Raw genomic sequence first — 15435 nt, forward strand, 5'->3', positions numbered from 1 at the left:
TGATCGCGTCGAACTCAACGCGATTCCCGAACCGCCGCCCATCGCGATATTGCCGGTCAGGGTCAGGGTGCCGCTACCGCGGTTGCGCAGATACGCTGCCTCGCCACTCGGGCCGGCGGGCGGGTCCAACTGCCAATTGCGATTGGAGCTATCGCCGTCGCCCAGGTAATCGAGAACGGCGTTGGTCTGGCCGGAAGAGCCGAGACTGATCGTGCCATTGGCGACGGTGGTGGGCGCACCCAGAGAGCTGGCCACCCCCAGGTCGGCAATGGAGGTGAAGCTGGACGCAGACCCGCCAAAGAAGCTGGTTCTGCCGGTGTAGTTGTTGAGGTTGTTGCTTACCGCCACGCCGTTGAACTGCGGGTTGCCGCTGCCGGTAAAGAAGCCGCTGCCGACACCGGCGCCGAACAGCGAAACACCTCCGGTGAGCGACACCGTCCGCCCCGCCAGACCACCGCCTGTCGAACCGACATCGAGGCGGGTCCCGTTGGCCATATTGACGGTATTGGCGATATTGCCGAGGGCCGAGTTGCCATTGACGGCCAGCCTGCCGGCGTTGACGTTGACGCTTCCGGTAAACGTGTTAACGCCGTTTAGGAACAGATTGCCCGTGCCCGCCTTGGTCAACCCCGCCGATCCGGCGATGACCGAGTTGATGGTCGTACTGATGCTGGCGCCGCCGTTGACGGTGACGGTCGGCGTCACGCCGCCGAGAGTCAAAGTGCTGCTATTGAGTATGTAGCCGTTGACGTCGAAAGTGAGGTTGTGGACCGTGATCGGCACGCCCAGAGTCACGGTGCCGGCGGTGCCGCCGAAGAAGGCATCGTCGAGCGCGGCGTTGTTCCATGCGCTGTAAGGCCCGCTGACGCCGTCGCCGTTGGGGCTCCAGAACGCGCTACTGAGGTTCCAGGTGCCGGTGCCGCCGCGGTCGACTGCCGTGCCGTTGGGGTCCCAGAACCGATTCGCGGCCTGCGCTGGCGCGAACAACGACAACAAAGCCGCGAACACACCCAGCCGCAGCGACCAGGCCGACCACGGCGGAGGCCCTTCGACCTGGCGGCGTTCGAGCGCCAGTGCGGCGACGACGACAGGGCGATCCGCGCCACCGCCGCTCTTGCCGCGGGAGGTGGCGAGTTCGGAAACGACCACCCAGGCGCCCAGCGCCTTAGACCAAAGGATGCGGAAAATGCGATTCATGGTGGTCTCCGTGTTTGCCGTGTGTCTATGACGATCGAGGGCGCCTCGGCTACGGCTATGGCGGCCTTCGGTTACGAACGAGGTCGGGTGAGGCCTGAAGCGCCCTGTCAGCTGGATGGACGCGGCGGTGCGCGCCGGGCTAGATAGGCCGATGGAGTGAAAACCGCATTGGCCAGACCGCCCAGGCACCGAGTGCGCAGGCGCAGATTCGGACAGGTTTCGCTATTCGATGTCACGACGCTTATCCCTCGGCTGGGTGAGTAAGGCCGCATCCCCTTCGCGATTTTCTACGCCAATGAAATGTCCGCCGCAAGCACATTCATAAATATCGAACCGCCCCCCGTAACGACCGGCACTTGGCATCGATCATCCAGGGCCTGATCGCGATGCGTGAGCGAAAGTGAGAAAAGGTTATTTTTTGTGAGTTCCGAAGAACGATCTTCTTCGCCGCTTCGCCACGGCAGCGCGGGTTCGGACAGAACGGCATGCGCCGGGCGAGCGATCCGGATGCAAGCTCCGCAGCCTCATGACGATTTCTGGATGGAAGGATCCGCCTAGATCGATGGCTGCCCGCGGCTCAAGCCGAGCGTATGCCGGACACGCCCCGGATTTCGGATACGCCAAAAAAAAGTCCCGGCCGAAGCCGGGACTTTCTTGAATCGCCGTACTGGATAGCTCAGCGCGGCTGCGCTCAGAACTTGACGCTCCAGCTTTCGAGCGTGCCGATGTCGTTGACGTAATTGTCGCGCACTCGCAGCTTCCAGGTACCGTTCAAGGTCTCGGTCGACAGGTTCAGAGCCTGCGAGAGTCTGACGTCATCGGCACTGTCGCTGGTGTTGTAGTTCTTCACCAAGTAGGTCGTACCGTCCGGCGCGACCAGATCGATGCGCAGATCGCCGCGGTAGCTGTGATCGATCGCTATCGTCACTGTCGCATTGCTCGGCGCCATGCCGACGCGGCCGGCGACCGCGATCGGGCTTTCCACCGTGGTGTTGTCCTTGATCGCGTAGTCGGCGGCATTGCTATAGGTCTGCACGCCGGCTGGCGCGGCCACCGTGACCGAGGCGGTCTTGGTATGGGTAGCCCCGGCGTTGTCGGTGACGGTCAGACTGACGTTGTAGGTGCCGGCCGCGGCGTAGGTGCGAGTGGGATGGGTGGCGCTCGACAGCGCGCTGCCATCGCCGAAGTTCCAGCTGCGCGCGACGATGTTGCCGTCGTTGTCGGTCGAAGCATCGGTGAAGGCGACGGTCAGGCCGTTGACCTGGCTGTTGAAGTTCGCCACCGGGTTGATATTGCCGCCGGCCGCGCCGCCGATGCGGACCGCCTCGACGACGGCGGCATTGGCGTCGACCAGGCCGGTACCGCAACCGCCCGGGCAGGCCGCCAATGCGATCGCACGACTGGAATCTTTCAAGGCCTGTTCCACTTGCGCCGGGGTCAGCGGCACGGCCACCGCCGACTGCATCAGCGCGGCGATGCCGGCTACGTGCGGGGCCGCCATCGAGGTGCCCTGGCTGAACTTATAGCCTGCCGCATCCTGTGCCCGCAGGCCGGTATTGCCGAGCGAGAGCACGCCCTGGGCCTCGTGGTTGACATCGCAATACGGCTCCTGCCCCAACGCGAGGAAGCGCAGGTTCGGGCTGCAGGTTTCGCCGCCGGGCGCGGAGACGTCGATGGTGCCGCCGTAGTTCGAATAGAAGGCGCGATCGCCGTTGCGATCGGTCGCCGCGACGGCGACGACGCCGTTGCAGTTCGCCGGGGTGAAACCGGCCACGTCGATGTTGCTGTTGCCGGCCGCAACCACGACCGTGGCCCCAGCGCCGGTAGCCCTGTCGATGGCGGCCTGGTAGGCCGCATCGCATCCGTTCAAGGTCGGGCCGCCCAGGCTCAGGTTGATGATCTCGGCCGGATTCGGGTTGTCCGGCACCCCATCGACGTGCAAGCCCGCGGCCCAGACGATGGCATCGGCGATGTCGACGGTGGTGCCGCCGCAGCGGCCCAACACGCGGACCGGGACGACGCGCGCGCCGTGCGCCACGCCGGCCACGCCGGCGGCGTTGTTGGTCGCCGCGCCGATGGTGCCGGCGACGTGGCTGCCGTGCCAGCTGGAGTTCTTCGCTCGCGACAGCGGGCCGCACAGGCGGTCGGCTTCCAGCCAGTCGCCCTCGTCGTTGGGGTTGTTGTCGCGACCGTCGTTGTCGCGCGAACGTATCGGGTCGGTGATGAAGTCGTAACCGGGCAGCAGATTGTTGGCGGCAGCGAGCTCGGCGTGCGGGGTGATGCCGGTATCGATCACCGCGACGACGGTGCCGGCACCGTTCGCGCGATCCCAGGCGGTGTTGATGCGCGCGCCGGCGACGCCGGAGTAATGCCACTGCTCGCCGTAACGGGTGTCGTTCGGTTCCATCGTGTGGTTCCACACACGGTTGACCTGCACCGACTCGACATTCGGATCGGCGGCCAATTGCCGCATCAGCGTCTCGGCGTCGACCCGGTCGAGCTTGCCGTCGGCGCGCACCAGGTCGGAACCGATGGCGAGGCGGCGCACGTGCTTCATGGCGATCAGGCGGCCGGCGATCTTGGCGCGCACGGCCTCGCGCAGAGAGGTCGCCACCTTGGCGCTGTCGCGACGCTGTAGCGAGCCGTTGCGATACTTGACGATGAAGCCGTCGTAGCCTTGCGGCGCCTGCAGGCCGTCCAGGTTGACCTGACCGGCGAAGGCCGGAGCGGCCAAGGCGGACAGGGCCAATACCGTGGCCGCGGCCAGTACGTTCTTGCGGATGGCGTTGTTCGATGCAGTGGACATCTGGAACCCCTCTGAGCTATCGGAATATCGAGTCCTGGCGGACTCGCTGATGTCCGGTCTTCGTCGGCGGGCGATGCCATGAGACCGGTGTCTCAGATGTAGGGGGATCGGGCCTGCATCGGCCTCTAAGGAGATATCTCTTTTTTCTCATTTGTTGCGGGGCGGTCGCTTTCTTCGGGTGAACGGGCGGGACCGCGCTGCGGCAACCGCGTGCGGCGGGCGGCGGCGCGGCGCCGGGACGAGGCTTGCGTGCCTTTGCGCGGTTTTGCTGGCGAGAGCAAATCCCCTGCCCCTTTCAAAGAGAGGAAAGCCGAGGTTGCGACCCGTACCAATGCCAGTGCCTGTACCGGTGCCGCGACCGCGGGCCCTGACCCCGGTCCGTGGCCGCCGGAAACAAAACAGCCCCGGCCGGGGCCGGGGCTGTTTCGTCTTTGCCGACTATCGACGATCAGGCGTCGATCAGAACTTGATGCTCCAGCTGTCGATCTTGCCGGTGTCGTTGACGTAGTTGTCGCGTGCGCGCAGCTTCCAGGTGCCGTTCAAGGTTTCGGTCGACAGGTTCAGGGTGACGGTGCCGCGGATGTCGTCGGCGCTGTCGTAGGTGTTGTAGTTCTTCAGCAGGTAGGTCGAACCGTCCGGCGCGACCAGGTCGACGCGCACGTCGCCGCGGAAGCTGTGCACGATCGCCACCGTCACCGTCGCATTGCTCGGTGCATTGCCGCTGCGGCCGGACACCGTAATCGGGCTTTCCACCGTGCTGTTGTCGTTGATGGTGTAGTCGGTGCCGTTGCTGTAGGTCTGCACGCCGCCGCCCGGGGCGGTCACCGTGACCGAGGCGGTCTTGGTGTGGGTGCCGCCGGCGTTGTCGGTGACGGTCAGGCTGACGTTGTAGGTACCGGCCGCCGCATACGTGTGGCTGGGGTTGGTGGCGGTCGAGGCCGCGGTGCCGTCGCCGAAGTTCCAGCTGCGCGAGGCGATGCTGCCGTCGCTGTCGGTCGAGCTGTCGGTGAAGGTCGCGGTCAGGCCGTTGACGGCGGAACTGAAGTTCGCGACGGGGTTGACGTTGCCGCCGCCACCGCCTGCGACCCGGATCGCCTCGACGACGGCGGCATTAGCGTCGATCAGGCCGGTACCGCAGCCGCCCGGGCAATTCGCCGCCGCTATCGCACGGCTGGAATCCTTCAAGGCCCGCTCCACCTGCGCCGGGGTCAACGGGGCTGCGACGGCCGACTGCATCAGCGCGACCACGCCGGCCACATGCGGGGCCGCCATCGAAGTGCCCTGCATGAAGGTGTAGTCGGCCGCGGCCTGCACGGTAAGGCCGGTGTTACCGAGCGAGAGCACGCCCTGCTCTTCGTGGTTGACGTCGCAGTACGGCTGCTGTCCGAGCGCCAGGAAACGGACATTCGGGGTACAGGTCTCGCCGCCCGGAGCGGCAATGTCCATCGTCGCGCCGTAGTTCGAATAGAAGGCGCGATCGCCGTTGCGGTCCGTCGCGGCGACCGCAACGACGTTGTTGCAGTTGGCCGGCGTGAAACCGGATACGTCCCTGTTGCTGTTGCCGGCGGCGACCACCACCGTCGCGCCGCGCGCGACGGCCTTGTCGATCGCATCCTGATACGCCGCATCGCATTGCGCGGACGCGCCGCCCAGGCTCAGGTTGATGACCTCGGCCGGGTTGGCGTTGGCGGGCACTCCGTTGACCGCACCGCCGGCGGCCCAGACGATGCCATCGGCGATATCGGCGGTGCTGCCGCCGCATTTGGCCAGCACGCGGACCGGGACGATGCGAGCGCCATGCGCGACGCCCGCCACGCCTGCGGCATTGTTGGTCGCCGCGGCGACGGTGCCGGCGACGTGACTGCCGTGCCAGCTGGAGTCGCGCTTCTGCGAGCCCAGGCCGCATTCGCCGTTCCCGAACCAGTCGCCTTCGTCGTTGGGATTGTTATCGCGGCCGTTGCCGTCGCGCGCACGCGCGGCATCGCTGACGAAGTCGTAGCCAGGCAAAAGGTTGTTGTTACCGTTGAGTTCGGCGTGCGGGACGATGCCGGTATCGACGACCGCGACCACGGTGCCGGCGCCGGTCGCGCGATCCCAGGCGGTGTTGACGCGCGCGCCGTTGACGCCGGAATAGTGCCACTGCTCGCCGTAACGGCTGTCGTTGGGGTCCATCGTGTGGGTCCACAGGCGATTGACCTGCACCGACTCCACGTTCGGGTCCGCAGCCAGTTGCCGCATCAAGGCCTCGGCATCGACGCGATCGAGCTTGCCGTCGGCCCGCACCAGGTCGGAACCGATCGCTAGTCGACGCACGTGCTTCATCGCGATCAGCCGGCCGGCGACCTTGGCGCGCAGGCTCTGGCTGAGGGAGGTCGCCACCTTGGCGCTGTCCTGGCGCTGGACCGACCCGTTGCGATACTTGACGATGAAGCCGTCGTAGCCTTGCGCGGCTTGCAGGCCGTCCAGGTTGACCTGCCCGGCGAAGGCCGGAGCGGCCAGTGCGGACAGCGCCAATACCGTGGCGGTGGCCAGTACGTTCTTGCGAATGCCGTTGTTCGATACAGTGGACATCTAATGAATCCCCTCTGAGCTATCGGAATATCGAGTCCTGGGAGGGACTCGCGGGCTATCCGGTCTTCGTCGGTGGCGGACGCTGCGAGACCGGTGTCTCAGGTGTAGTGGGCTTCGATGGCCTTCGACCTCTGACGAGAGATCACTTTTTTCTCATTTGTGCTCTGAAACGATATTGCTGTCACATTAATAGGGCAGCGCGCCCCCACGCAGGCGTCTGCGACCGGCGGCAGGCATGCGGCAGGATGTGCGGCCCGGCGATTCAGCGCCGGCCTCGACTCCATACAGCGGCTAAGGCTCCTCCTAGATGACAGACACGCGCACGCCGCCTTGGCCACCCGATTCGCGCTATCTGCGAACCGGCGACCTCGTGATCGACCTGCGCTATCGCCGGGTCTGTTGCGACGGAGTCGAGGTCGAGCTGCCGCAGCGTCTGTTCGACTTGCTGGTGCTGCTGATGGCCGAGCCGCACACCCTGCATGGCCGCGCCGAACTGTTCGCACGGCTGTGGCCGGGCTTGGTGGTCGAAGACGCCAACCTGTCCCAGAACATGTGGCTGCTGCGCAAGGCGCTCGGCGAGCCGCGCAAGGCGTGGATCCGTACCGTCGCCAAAGGCGGTTACGTCTTCGAGCCTCCCGGTCCGATCGAGTGGTTCGCCGAGCTGCCGGCGCCGGCGGAACCTGCAGCAGCTGTCGCAGCGTCGGCCGATACCGGCGACAGCGTCGAACTGCCCGACGCCGTCGAGGCGCGGCCGGCCGAGGAATCGCGCGCACCGACGACGGTCGCCGCGATCGAACCCGGGCCCACCCCGGAATCTGCAATACGCCGAAGTACGTCGGCGGCGCCACGCTGGAAGCGCTGGGCGCGTCCGCTCGCCTGGGCCGCCGCGGTACTGGCCATCGTCGCCATCGCCGGCTCGCTGCTGTGGTTGCGCGATCCCACGTCCGCCGACACGTCCGCCGGCGCGCGCCCGTTGACGGTGGCCCTGATCGAAGTGGAAGACCGCGCAAATGCCGCGCGCTGGCCGGTGAAACTGCTGCGCGAATGGCTGCGTTGGAAGCTGGGCAGCCTGCCGGAAGTGACCCTGCTGACCGAGGCCGACCTCGCCGCCGACGCTGAGACGAGTTCGCCGACGGTGGTCTTTCTTTCGTCCGGCACCGCGACCGGCGACGCCTCGCAAGTGGTGATACGGGCGCGCTTTCACGAGCGAGGCGAGGAACAGCGCCTTGAGGTCAAGGGACCGCTCTCGCAGGCACCGGCCTTGGTCGACACGCTGTCGCATCGCGTCATGGCCAAGCTGGTGCCGGCTCGCGCCGACACCTGGCCTGCGTTGGCGTTGGATGCGGCGGCCGCGCGCCGCTACGCCGATGCGGTCGAAGCCATCGACCGGCGCGACTGGATGGCCGCCGCGGCGATATCCAACGAGGTGGTGCGCCAGGCGCCGAACTTCGCCCTGGCGCGGATGCAGCTGGCCCGGGCGCGGTCGCGCCTGGCCCAGGCCAGTTCGGCGGTCGAGCAAATGCAGATCGCGATCGAGTCGGCCCGGCCGGTGCCGGCCGAGGTCGGCGAATCGATGCGTGCCGAAGCCCTGGCGATGGACCCGCAGCGCCATCAGCAAGCGCGCGAGGCATACGCGAAACTGGTCGCGCGTTATCCCGAGCAATCCAACTACGCCCTGCAGTACGCCCAGTTGCTGTCGCAGACCGGCGAATTGCAGCAGGCTTTGAAGCGGCTGTCGGCGCCGGAATGGGAGCGCAAGCCGATGGGCACGCGGGTCACCCGCCTGCTGCTGATCAGCGAGATCCACCAACTGATGGGCGACCCCGAGCGCATGCGCGAATACGCGCGCCGCGCCGAGCGCATCACCCGCGAAGCCGGCGCCGGCTGGGAACTCGAACACGGCAACGCCCTGCTGATGATCGCGGTGGCCGACACCATGCAGTACAAGGAACGCGCCGACGTCGGCCAGTACGAACAGGCGGCCAAGCGACTGGAAGCGGCCGGCAACCGCACCCGCGCGCTGTACGCGCGCTTCCTCGGCGAGACCACCGCCGCACCCGGCGAAGACTCGGCCGCGCGCATGCAGACCCTGTTGGCGCAGGCCCGCGCAGGCGGCTATCGCCGGCTCGAGATCGACATCCTCGCGCGCGCTGCCGGCCAGCACTACAACGCCGGCGACTGGCCCGGTTATCGCAAGCTGCTCGAAGAAGCGCTGATGGTCACCCGCGATTCGGGCGATGTCCTGATCGGCAACCGGCTCGCGATGGCCCTGCTGGTCGAGGACATCGTCGGCGCCCGCCTGGACAGCGCCGACGAACGCTTGCGCCAGTTGCGCAAGGCCGGCTTGCAGGGGCGCTGGGAAATCGACCTGGCGCATTTCGACGCGGCGCTGAGTTCGATCCACGGCCGCTACGAGTACGCGGTCGCGGTGTTGGACGGCGCCGAGCGCGCGCTGGCCAAGCTTCCGCCGGGCGACGCCGGCGAATCGCGCGCCCGCATCGGCTGTTTGCGCGCCGAGGCCCGGCTGCCGCTGGGCGATCTGCAGGGAGCGCGCAGCGACTGGCTGCGTTGCAGCGCCTCCGAGCAGCAGTCCAATCAGGTCTCGCCCCTGGTCGGACGCGCCCGCACCGAATGGCTCGGCGGCGACAAGGAAGCCGCGGCGGAGCTGCTGGGACGCGCGCAAACGGTGCTGGCGGGCCTGGGCGACTCGCCGGTGGCCTCGGAGGCCGCGGTCGAGATAGCCACGTTGTTGACGCGCACCGGCGCCCTCGCCGAATCCGATCGGCTGTACCAGCGCGCCCTGCCCTTGTTGCGCGCGGCGCAGTACCAGTGGCTGGTCGCCAGCGCCGAGACCGGCCTGGCCGAAAACGCCGCCGCGCGCGGCGAGTGGGATGCGAGCCGGCGCCTGAGCGCCGACGCCCGCGCCAAGATACCCGCCGATGCCTGGCCGCTGATCAGCCGTCTGAGTCTGCTCGACATCGTCGCGGCCTTGGCCGCCGACGATCGGCCGCGCGCGGCGGCCTTGGCCTCCGAGCTGCATGCGAAAGCTCAGCGCAACGGCGATCGCCTGACTCAAATGGAATTGCACAGCCTGATGCCGTATGGCGTGGTTGCCGGCGATTGCAGCCGCGCCCATCGCGACAGCATGACCGCCAGCACCGGCATGCGCGGCGCGAGCCTGCTTTGGTCGAAGCCGAAATCGCAACAGCTCGCAGCCGAACCGGCGCTGGATACCCTGTCGCCCTGAGCGAGGCGTGTTCGATGGCGCAGTTTTGCGCCGCGCCGGCACAGGCCGGCACGCGGGTCGAGGCAGGAAGGCAAGACTCGATACCCACCGCCTGTCCCGCTCTCCCCCTTCGAAAAGGGAGGAAAGGGGGATTCGCTTCTCGCCGCAACGACGAAGCGAATCCCCCCGAATAACCGCTCTCCGACCGCCGTTCACACGGGCATCCGCCCACTTCTTTAACCCGGTCACGGCGACCGCGATGTTGCGTGGTGCTGGGTGTTGCTACGTCGTACGGCGCCCTGGAACGAACAACCTCAAGCCGGAATGCCTTCGCGCTTGATCGCCGGAATCGGAATGCCGAGCGCGCGCATCTGCTGGTAGGGGTTCATGAACTCGCGGTTCTGCTTGATCTTTCCATTCTCCAGCAGGAAGGAATGGATGAAGTGGTTGCTGTAGTAGCCCGGCGGATAACCGGGGAACAGGATCTGCCCTTCGCCGTCGCACTCGACCCAGAAGCGGTTCGGGTCCTGGGTCTCGAAGATCTGCACGTTCTTCCATTCCCAATCCGGGAAGCACTTCAGCGACCAAGCGCCGTGCGCCTTCAAACCTTCGTGGCCGCGCGAGACGATCGGCTCGCCGGTGTCGTTGGTCCACAGGCCGCCGCTGCCGTCGGGCGTGAACAACAGATAGCGGGTCAGCCGCGTCTCGCCCTTGCGGCTCATATAGTCCTCGACCACCGCCCGGTGCTTGCGACGCAAATCGTCGTCGCTGCTGGCCTCGGGAGTCTTGAATGCATGTTCAATCATGATGCCGTCCTCTGTGTAAGGCATGAGTCGATCGGTACAAACTGCTTGCGGACCCCAGGCTGCGGGGCCTCAGGCTTTCCAGCGGGTGAGTTCGCCGCGCGCGACCACGGTCGCGCTGCCGGAGACGCGGATCGGCCCGATCTGCGCCAGCGAACCTTCGACCACCGCATGCATCACCGAGCGGCGGCCCATCTCGACGCCCTGGCAAATCTCGATCGGCTGGCCGAAACCGAGCTGGCCGTGGCGGATCAGATGCAAGGCCAGCGGCCCGGCCGCCGAACCGGTCGCGGCGTCCTCGGCCACGCCATAAGCCGGCGAGAACATGCGCATGCGCCATTGCGAGCCCGAGCCGGCAAAGCAGTTCGCGGCCATGTCGGGCAAGGTGGCGAGGATGCGCAGGTCGGGTTTCACCGCCGACAACGCCGGAATGCTCGGCAGGCCGACGAAGACGTGGCGCGGGCCGTTGCGGTAGATCTCCACCGGTAAGGTCGACGAAGCCAGGCCCAGGCCTTCGAGCAATACGTCGGCGAGTTCGTACGGTTCCCAGGCCGGAATCGGTTGCTGCATGCTCGCGGTGAGGATGCTGCCGTCGTCGTTGCGATGGAAGGTGAACGGCACCGTGCCCATCGCGGTTTCCAGGCCGAAGCCGGCGGCATCGCACTGCTCGCCGAGCACGATGGCGGTGCCGAGCGTCGGGTGACCGGCGAACGGAAGTTCGTTGACCGGGGTGAAGATACGCACGTGGAAATCGCCGTCGGCGCCGGGCGGAAACACGAACGTGGTCTCGGAGAGATTCATCTCCCGCGCGATGCGTTGCATGTCCGCCGCTTCCAGGCCGAACGCGTTGGTGAACACCGCGACCGGGTTGCCTTCCAGCGGCCGGTCGGTGAATACATCGGCCACTACATACTTGCCTGCCGTCATGATCAGCACATCCTTATGGTTGAAGCCTGCGATGGGTCCAGCCCGACGGCGCGGCGTCGTAGCGCAAACGGCTGTGCAGCCGGTCGTCGGAGGCTTGCCAGAACTCGACGATGGTCGGGCGCAGGGCATAGCCGTGCCAGCCTTCCGGCCGCACCAGCGGAATCGCCGAGCGGGTCAGGCGCTGCGCCTGCAGACGCAGCGCCTTCTCGTCTTCCAGCAAGGCGCTCTGGCGCGACACGGTCGACATGGAATTGGCCTCGGGCGGCCGCTTGGTCCAAAGCAGGTCCGACTCCGCGGCCGACAACGGCCCGATCGGGCCGGACAACACGATCTGCTGTTTCGTCTCGCGCCAATACAACACGCCCGAGGCCCAACCGTTGAAGGCGATTTCGCGGCCTTTCTGGCTTTTCGCATGGGTAGTGAACACCAGCGAATCGCCGGTAATCTCGAGCAGATGGACCATGCGGTTGGAGGCGCGGCCGTCGATGCCGGTGGTCGCCAGGGCCAGCGTGCCGGGATCGCGCACGCGATTGTCGATAGCCTGGTTGAACCATTCGCGTAGCAGCGGAATCGGTAGCTCGGGGGGAACGTCGAAGATGGAAATCTCCATCGCCTGGGCTTGCGTGTTGTTGAATTGACTCATGTCGGTTCGTCCGTTGAATGGGGGCTTGCGTGCTCGCATCGACGCTCGCATCGCTGATCGCTCTGACGATGGCCGTCGATGCCCGCGCCGAACGCCAGGCGCGGCGATTGCTCGTGTTGCTGCCGGCGCGCTCGGCGCCGGTTCCGGCGCAGCCGGGCGCGCGTACCGGTCCGTCGCCTGCACCGACGAACCCTGCGCGCTGCCCGGCTGCGCCGGTGGCCGAACGCTCGGCCATGCGCTTTGAAGCGGCGTTTCAGGCGTGCTCTTCCTCGAGCGCGTCGCCGACCAGCCACGGGCCGGCGCGGCCGTTCTCGATCAACACCTCCATGTCGAAGGTCGTGCGCATGCTCGGCGGATAGCCGATCAGCTCGGTCGCGCGGTTCGGCGGCAGCGGCTGGCTCATCGCATCGCTCGATTCCCATACCACCACCGCGCCCCACAGGTTGTTGGCCGGGTCGGATATCCAGAACTTGGAATGCATGCCGCGCACGTCTTCCCAGGGCGCAACGCCCTCTTCGCGCAGGTAGTCGCGCATCGACTCTATGGTCTGGCTCGATTTGTCCAGGTTCCACCAACTGATCGTCGTTTTCATGTGGTCAACACTCTCTTTACGCTCGAAGCGATGATGTCCACGCCGCGGTGGGTCAGCAGCGACTCGGCATGGAACTGGATCGAGGCGAAGCTGGCGCCGCGCAGCGCGTGCACTTCGTTCGACTCGGCATCGCGGCTGACCTCGATCAGGCTGTGGTCGCCGCGAGCGAACTGGCTGCTGTCGCACTTGGCGACATAGGTGTTGTAGAAACCGACCAGCTCGGGGCTGCCGAAGAAATCGATCTCGCGCTGCACGCCCTGGTTCGGCGAGGCGCGCTGGATCAGCTCCAGGCCCAGTTCCAGGCACAGGATCTGGTGGCTCAGGCACACCGCCAGGAACGATTTCTTCTCGGCGAGCAGATGATTCATCGCCCGGCGGATGCTGGCGATGCGCGGGTCGTCCATATTGCGCGGGTCGCCCGGGCCGGGGCCCATCACCGCCAGGTCCCAGTCGCCCTTGAACAGCGCCGGCTCGTCGAAGCGGCACATGGTGACGTCCAGGCCGATCGACTTGAGCTGCTGCGCCAGCATCGCGGTGAACGCGTCCTCGGCGTCGACCATCAGCACCTTGCGTCCGCTCAGCGCCGGGTCGATGCGGATGCGGTCGTCGGCATCGGACAGCCAGAAATCGGCGATGCCGCCGTTGCGCTGCTTCAACGCCGCCTGCACGTCCGGGTCGAGCCCGAAGCTGGACTTGCGGCCGTGGCCGAGCGCGGCCAGCAAGGCCTTGGCCTTGGCGCGGGTTTCCGCGGCCTCCGAAGCCGGGTCGGAATGGCGCACGATGGTCGCGCCGACGCCGATGCGCATGCGCCCGCCGGCATCGATGTCGGCGGTGCGGATCAGGATCGCCGAATCCATCATCGCCTGGCCGTTCGCATCGCGGCCGATCAGGGCCGCCACGCCGCCGTAGTAGCCGCGGCCTTCCGGCTCGTGGCGGGCGATGATCCGGCAGGCATTCTCGATCGGGCTGCCGGTGACGGTCGGCGCGAGCAAGGTATGGCGCAAGATGGTGCGCGGGTCGCTGGTCGTACGCCCTTCGATGAAGTACTCGGTGTGGGCGAGCCGCGACATTTCCTTCAGATAAGGGCCGACCACCTTGCCGCCCTGCGGGCAGAAGTGGGCCATCATCTTCAGCTCCTCGTCGACCACCATGTACAGCTCGTCTTTCTCCTTGGCGTCGGCGAGGAAACCCATCACCCCCGACAGCGACGGGCCCGACGGCGGATAACGATAGGTACCGCTGATCGGGTTCATCGTCGCCACGCCGTCGCGCAGGCTGACCTGGCGTTCGGGGCTGGCGCCGATGAAGGTGCGCTCGCCGGTGTGGACGATGAAGGTCCAGTAGGCGCCGACTTCCTCCTGCACCAGGCGGCGGAACGCGGCCAGCGCGACCCGCAGCGAGTAGCCGCTGATGTCGGCGATGAAGGTCCGCTTGAGCACGAAATTGGAGCCCTCGCCGCGGCCGATCTCGTCGGCGACGATCCGCCGCACCTTGTCGGCATAGGCCTCGTCGTCGATGTCGAACTCGCCGCCGGCCAGCTCGATCGGGGCCGCGGCGATGGTCTTCAGGGCCTCTTCGACGGAAACGCGCTCACGCTGATGGATCGTCATGACTTGCAGACGCTGGCCATCGTCGACGGACGCGAAACCGCGCTCGCGCAATTGTCCGTAGGGAATCAGTACCAACACTTCCTCGCCGACGGTTCCCGTCTCGGCGAGCGGAATCGATTCGAGCGTATCGAACTGGCCCATCTCGCCGGCGAACACGTCCAGCATGTCCTGGACGTCCGACTGCGGACGGAATAACAACGCGAACGCGCCTTTGCCGGTATTACCCGCGACGATGTCGCGCAGCAATGGAGTAGTCATGCGGCCACCTGTTCCGAGGTCACCACGACGGCGCAGCAGCGCGCGGCGTACTCGAGCGCCATCAGGTGACGTTCCAGGGAGAAATCGGCGACGGCGTCGCCGACCACGAAGGTTTCGATATCGTTGGAGAACGCTTCGACCGCGGTCATCAGCACGCCGATGTGGGCGTAGACGCCGCAGATGATCAGTTGGTCGCGGCCGGCTTCGCGCATGCGCTTGAGCAGGTCCGACTTCCAGAACGCGCTGTAGCGCCACTTGGTCAGCGACCAGTCGCCCTCGATCGGGCTGAGTTCGTCGACGACGTTGCGGTCGACCGGATCGACCTGCATGCCGCTGCCCCAAAAATCCTTGAGCAGGCCGCGCTCCTCGGCCGTCATTCCGCCGGGTTGCGCGGTGTAGGCCACCGGGATGCCAAGCGCCTGGCAGCGCCGGCGGATAGAAGCGGCGTTCTTGACCAACACCGAGCCCAGGCCTTCGGACGGGATCGGACGCAGGAAATAGCGTTGCATGTCGTGCACCAGCAGCACCGCGCGATCGGGATCGATCTTCCAGCTCGCGATGTTGGCGGGAAGCTGGGCGGAGGTCGGCATCGCATAAGGCTGGATCTTGGGAATACCGGTCATGGTTGCTTCCATCGTCTCGGGTGTAACACCCTTCGTGGCGGTTGCCGCGGCGGAGCGAGCGCTGCCGCGACTGGGGATTCGAAGCCCGCGCGCGGCCGCCGCCGGCGGCGAGCGGGCGCGGCACGCGAGGACACGGCGGTCGTTCGCGGCGTTCGGGTTGGCGCAGCGCCTGCTATCTG

The 15435-nt window shown here is 66.7% G+C and carries 10 protein-coding genes (1 of these 10 only partly in view); 1 reads left to right on the plus strand and 9 read right to left on the minus strand.

The annotated features are described in order from the left end of the window. From GLA29479_RS10425 to GLA29479_RS10435, 3 genes are all read right to left on the minus strand, one after another. Positions 1 to 1197 carry the 5' portion of an ESPR-type extended signal peptide-containing protein gene (locus tag GLA29479_RS10425; RefSeq protein ID WP_057971524.1) on the minus strand. It extends 24 nt beyond the left edge of the window, so only the first 1197 of its 1221 coding nucleotides appear in the window; the start codon lies at positions 1195 to 1197; its stop codon lies beyond the left edge, outside the window. Positions 1198 to 1888: 691 nt separating this feature from the next. After that, positions 1889 to 4003, minus strand: a complete 2115-nt coding sequence (locus tag GLA29479_RS10430) for a S8 family serine peptidase (protein ID WP_057918500.1) — start codon at positions 4001 to 4003, stop codon at positions 1889 to 1891. Between the two features lie 459 nt (positions 4004 to 4462). Continuing rightward, positions 4463 to 6574 (minus strand): S8 family serine peptidase, encoded by a 2112-nt coding sequence (locus GLA29479_RS10435; protein ID WP_057918501.1) that lies wholly within the window; start codon positions 6572 to 6574, stop codon positions 4463 to 4465. Between the two features lie 307 nt (positions 6575 to 6881). Between GLA29479_RS10435 and GLA29479_RS10440 the strand changes: the two genes are divergently transcribed. Next, positions 6882 to 9821, plus strand: coding sequence for a winged helix-turn-helix domain-containing protein (locus GLA29479_RS10440; protein WP_057918502.1), 2940 nt, complete (start codon positions 6882 to 6884; stop codon positions 9819 to 9821). 293 nt (positions 9822 to 10114) lie between these two features. On the opposite strand, the gene GLA29479_RS10445 is transcribed toward GLA29479_RS10440, so the two are convergent. From GLA29479_RS10445 to GLA29479_RS10470, 6 genes are all read right to left on the minus strand, one after another. Continuing rightward, positions 10115 to 10606 (minus strand): PhzA/PhzB family protein, encoded by a 492-nt coding sequence (locus GLA29479_RS10445; protein ID WP_057920114.1) that lies wholly within the window; start codon positions 10604 to 10606, stop codon positions 10115 to 10117. A gap of 69 nt (positions 10607 to 10675) precedes the next feature. After that, positions 10676 to 11530, minus strand: a complete 855-nt coding sequence (locus tag GLA29479_RS10450) for a PhzF family phenazine biosynthesis protein (protein WP_057918503.1) — start codon at positions 11528 to 11530, stop codon at positions 10676 to 10678. 13 nt (positions 11531 to 11543) lie between these two features. Then, positions 11544 to 12173, minus strand: coding sequence for a pyridoxal 5'-phosphate synthase (locus GLA29479_RS10455; protein WP_057918504.1), 630 nt, complete (start codon positions 12171 to 12173; stop codon positions 11544 to 11546). A 253-nt stretch (positions 12174 to 12426) separates the two neighbouring features. Further along, positions 12427 to 12765, minus strand: coding sequence for a hypothetical protein (locus GLA29479_RS10460; RefSeq protein WP_036147925.1), 339 nt, complete (start codon positions 12763 to 12765; stop codon positions 12427 to 12429). Beyond that, positions 12762 to 14633, minus strand: a complete 1872-nt coding sequence (locus GLA29479_RS10465) for an anthranilate synthase family protein (protein WP_057918505.1) — start codon at positions 14631 to 14633, stop codon at positions 12762 to 12764. The genes GLA29479_RS10460 and GLA29479_RS10465 overlap by 4 nt, the downstream gene beginning before the upstream one ends. Further along, entirely contained in the window at positions 14630 to 15256 is a 627-nt protein-coding gene (locus GLA29479_RS10470; RefSeq protein ID WP_057918506.1) for an isochorismatase family protein, read from the minus strand. Before GLA29479_RS10470 ends, GLA29479_RS10465 begins: the two co-directional genes overlap by 4 nt. Between the last annotated feature and the right edge of the window lie 179 nt (positions 15257 to 15435).

Origin of the sequence: Lysobacter antibioticus, from assembly GCF_001442535.1 — a bacterium.
In the GTDB taxonomy this organism is placed as follows: domain Bacteria; phylum Pseudomonadota; class Gammaproteobacteria; order Xanthomonadales; family Xanthomonadaceae; genus Lysobacter; species Lysobacter antibioticus.

Bases quoted from the DNA above. Each gene is read 5' to 3' on its own strand.
- GLA29479_RS10465 (WP_057918505.1), bottom strand. From the start codon at position 14,633: ATGACTACTCCATTGCTGCGCGACATCGTCGCGGGTAATACCGGCAAA.
- GLA29479_RS10435 (WP_057918501.1), bottom strand. From the start codon at position 6,574: ATGTCCACTGTATCGAACAACGGCATTCGCAAGAACGTACTGGCCACC.
- GLA29479_RS10460 (WP_036147925.1), bottom strand. From the start codon at position 12,765: ATGAAAACGACGATCAGTTGGTGGAACCTGGACAAATCGAGCCAGACC.
- GLA29479_RS10440 (WP_057918502.1), top strand. From the start codon at position 6,882: ATGACAGACACGCGCACGCCGCCTTGGCCACCCGATTCGCGCTATCTG.
- GLA29479_RS10470 (WP_057918506.1), bottom strand. From the start codon at position 15,256: ATGACCGGTATTCCCAAGATCCAGCCTTATGCGATGCCGACCTCCGCC.
- GLA29479_RS10455 (WP_057918504.1), bottom strand. From the start codon at position 12,173: ATGAGTCAATTCAACAACACGCAAGCCCAGGCGATGGAGATTTCCATC.
- GLA29479_RS10430 (WP_057918500.1), bottom strand. From the start codon at position 4,003: ATGTCCACTGCATCGAACAACGCCATCCGCAAGAACGTACTGGCCGCG.
- GLA29479_RS10445 (WP_057920114.1), bottom strand. From the start codon at position 10,606: ATGATTGAACATGCATTCAAGACTCCCGAGGCCAGCAGCGACGACGAT.
- GLA29479_RS10450 (WP_057918503.1), bottom strand. From the start codon at position 11,530: ATGACGGCAGGCAAGTATGTAGTGGCCGATGTATTCACCGACCGGCCG.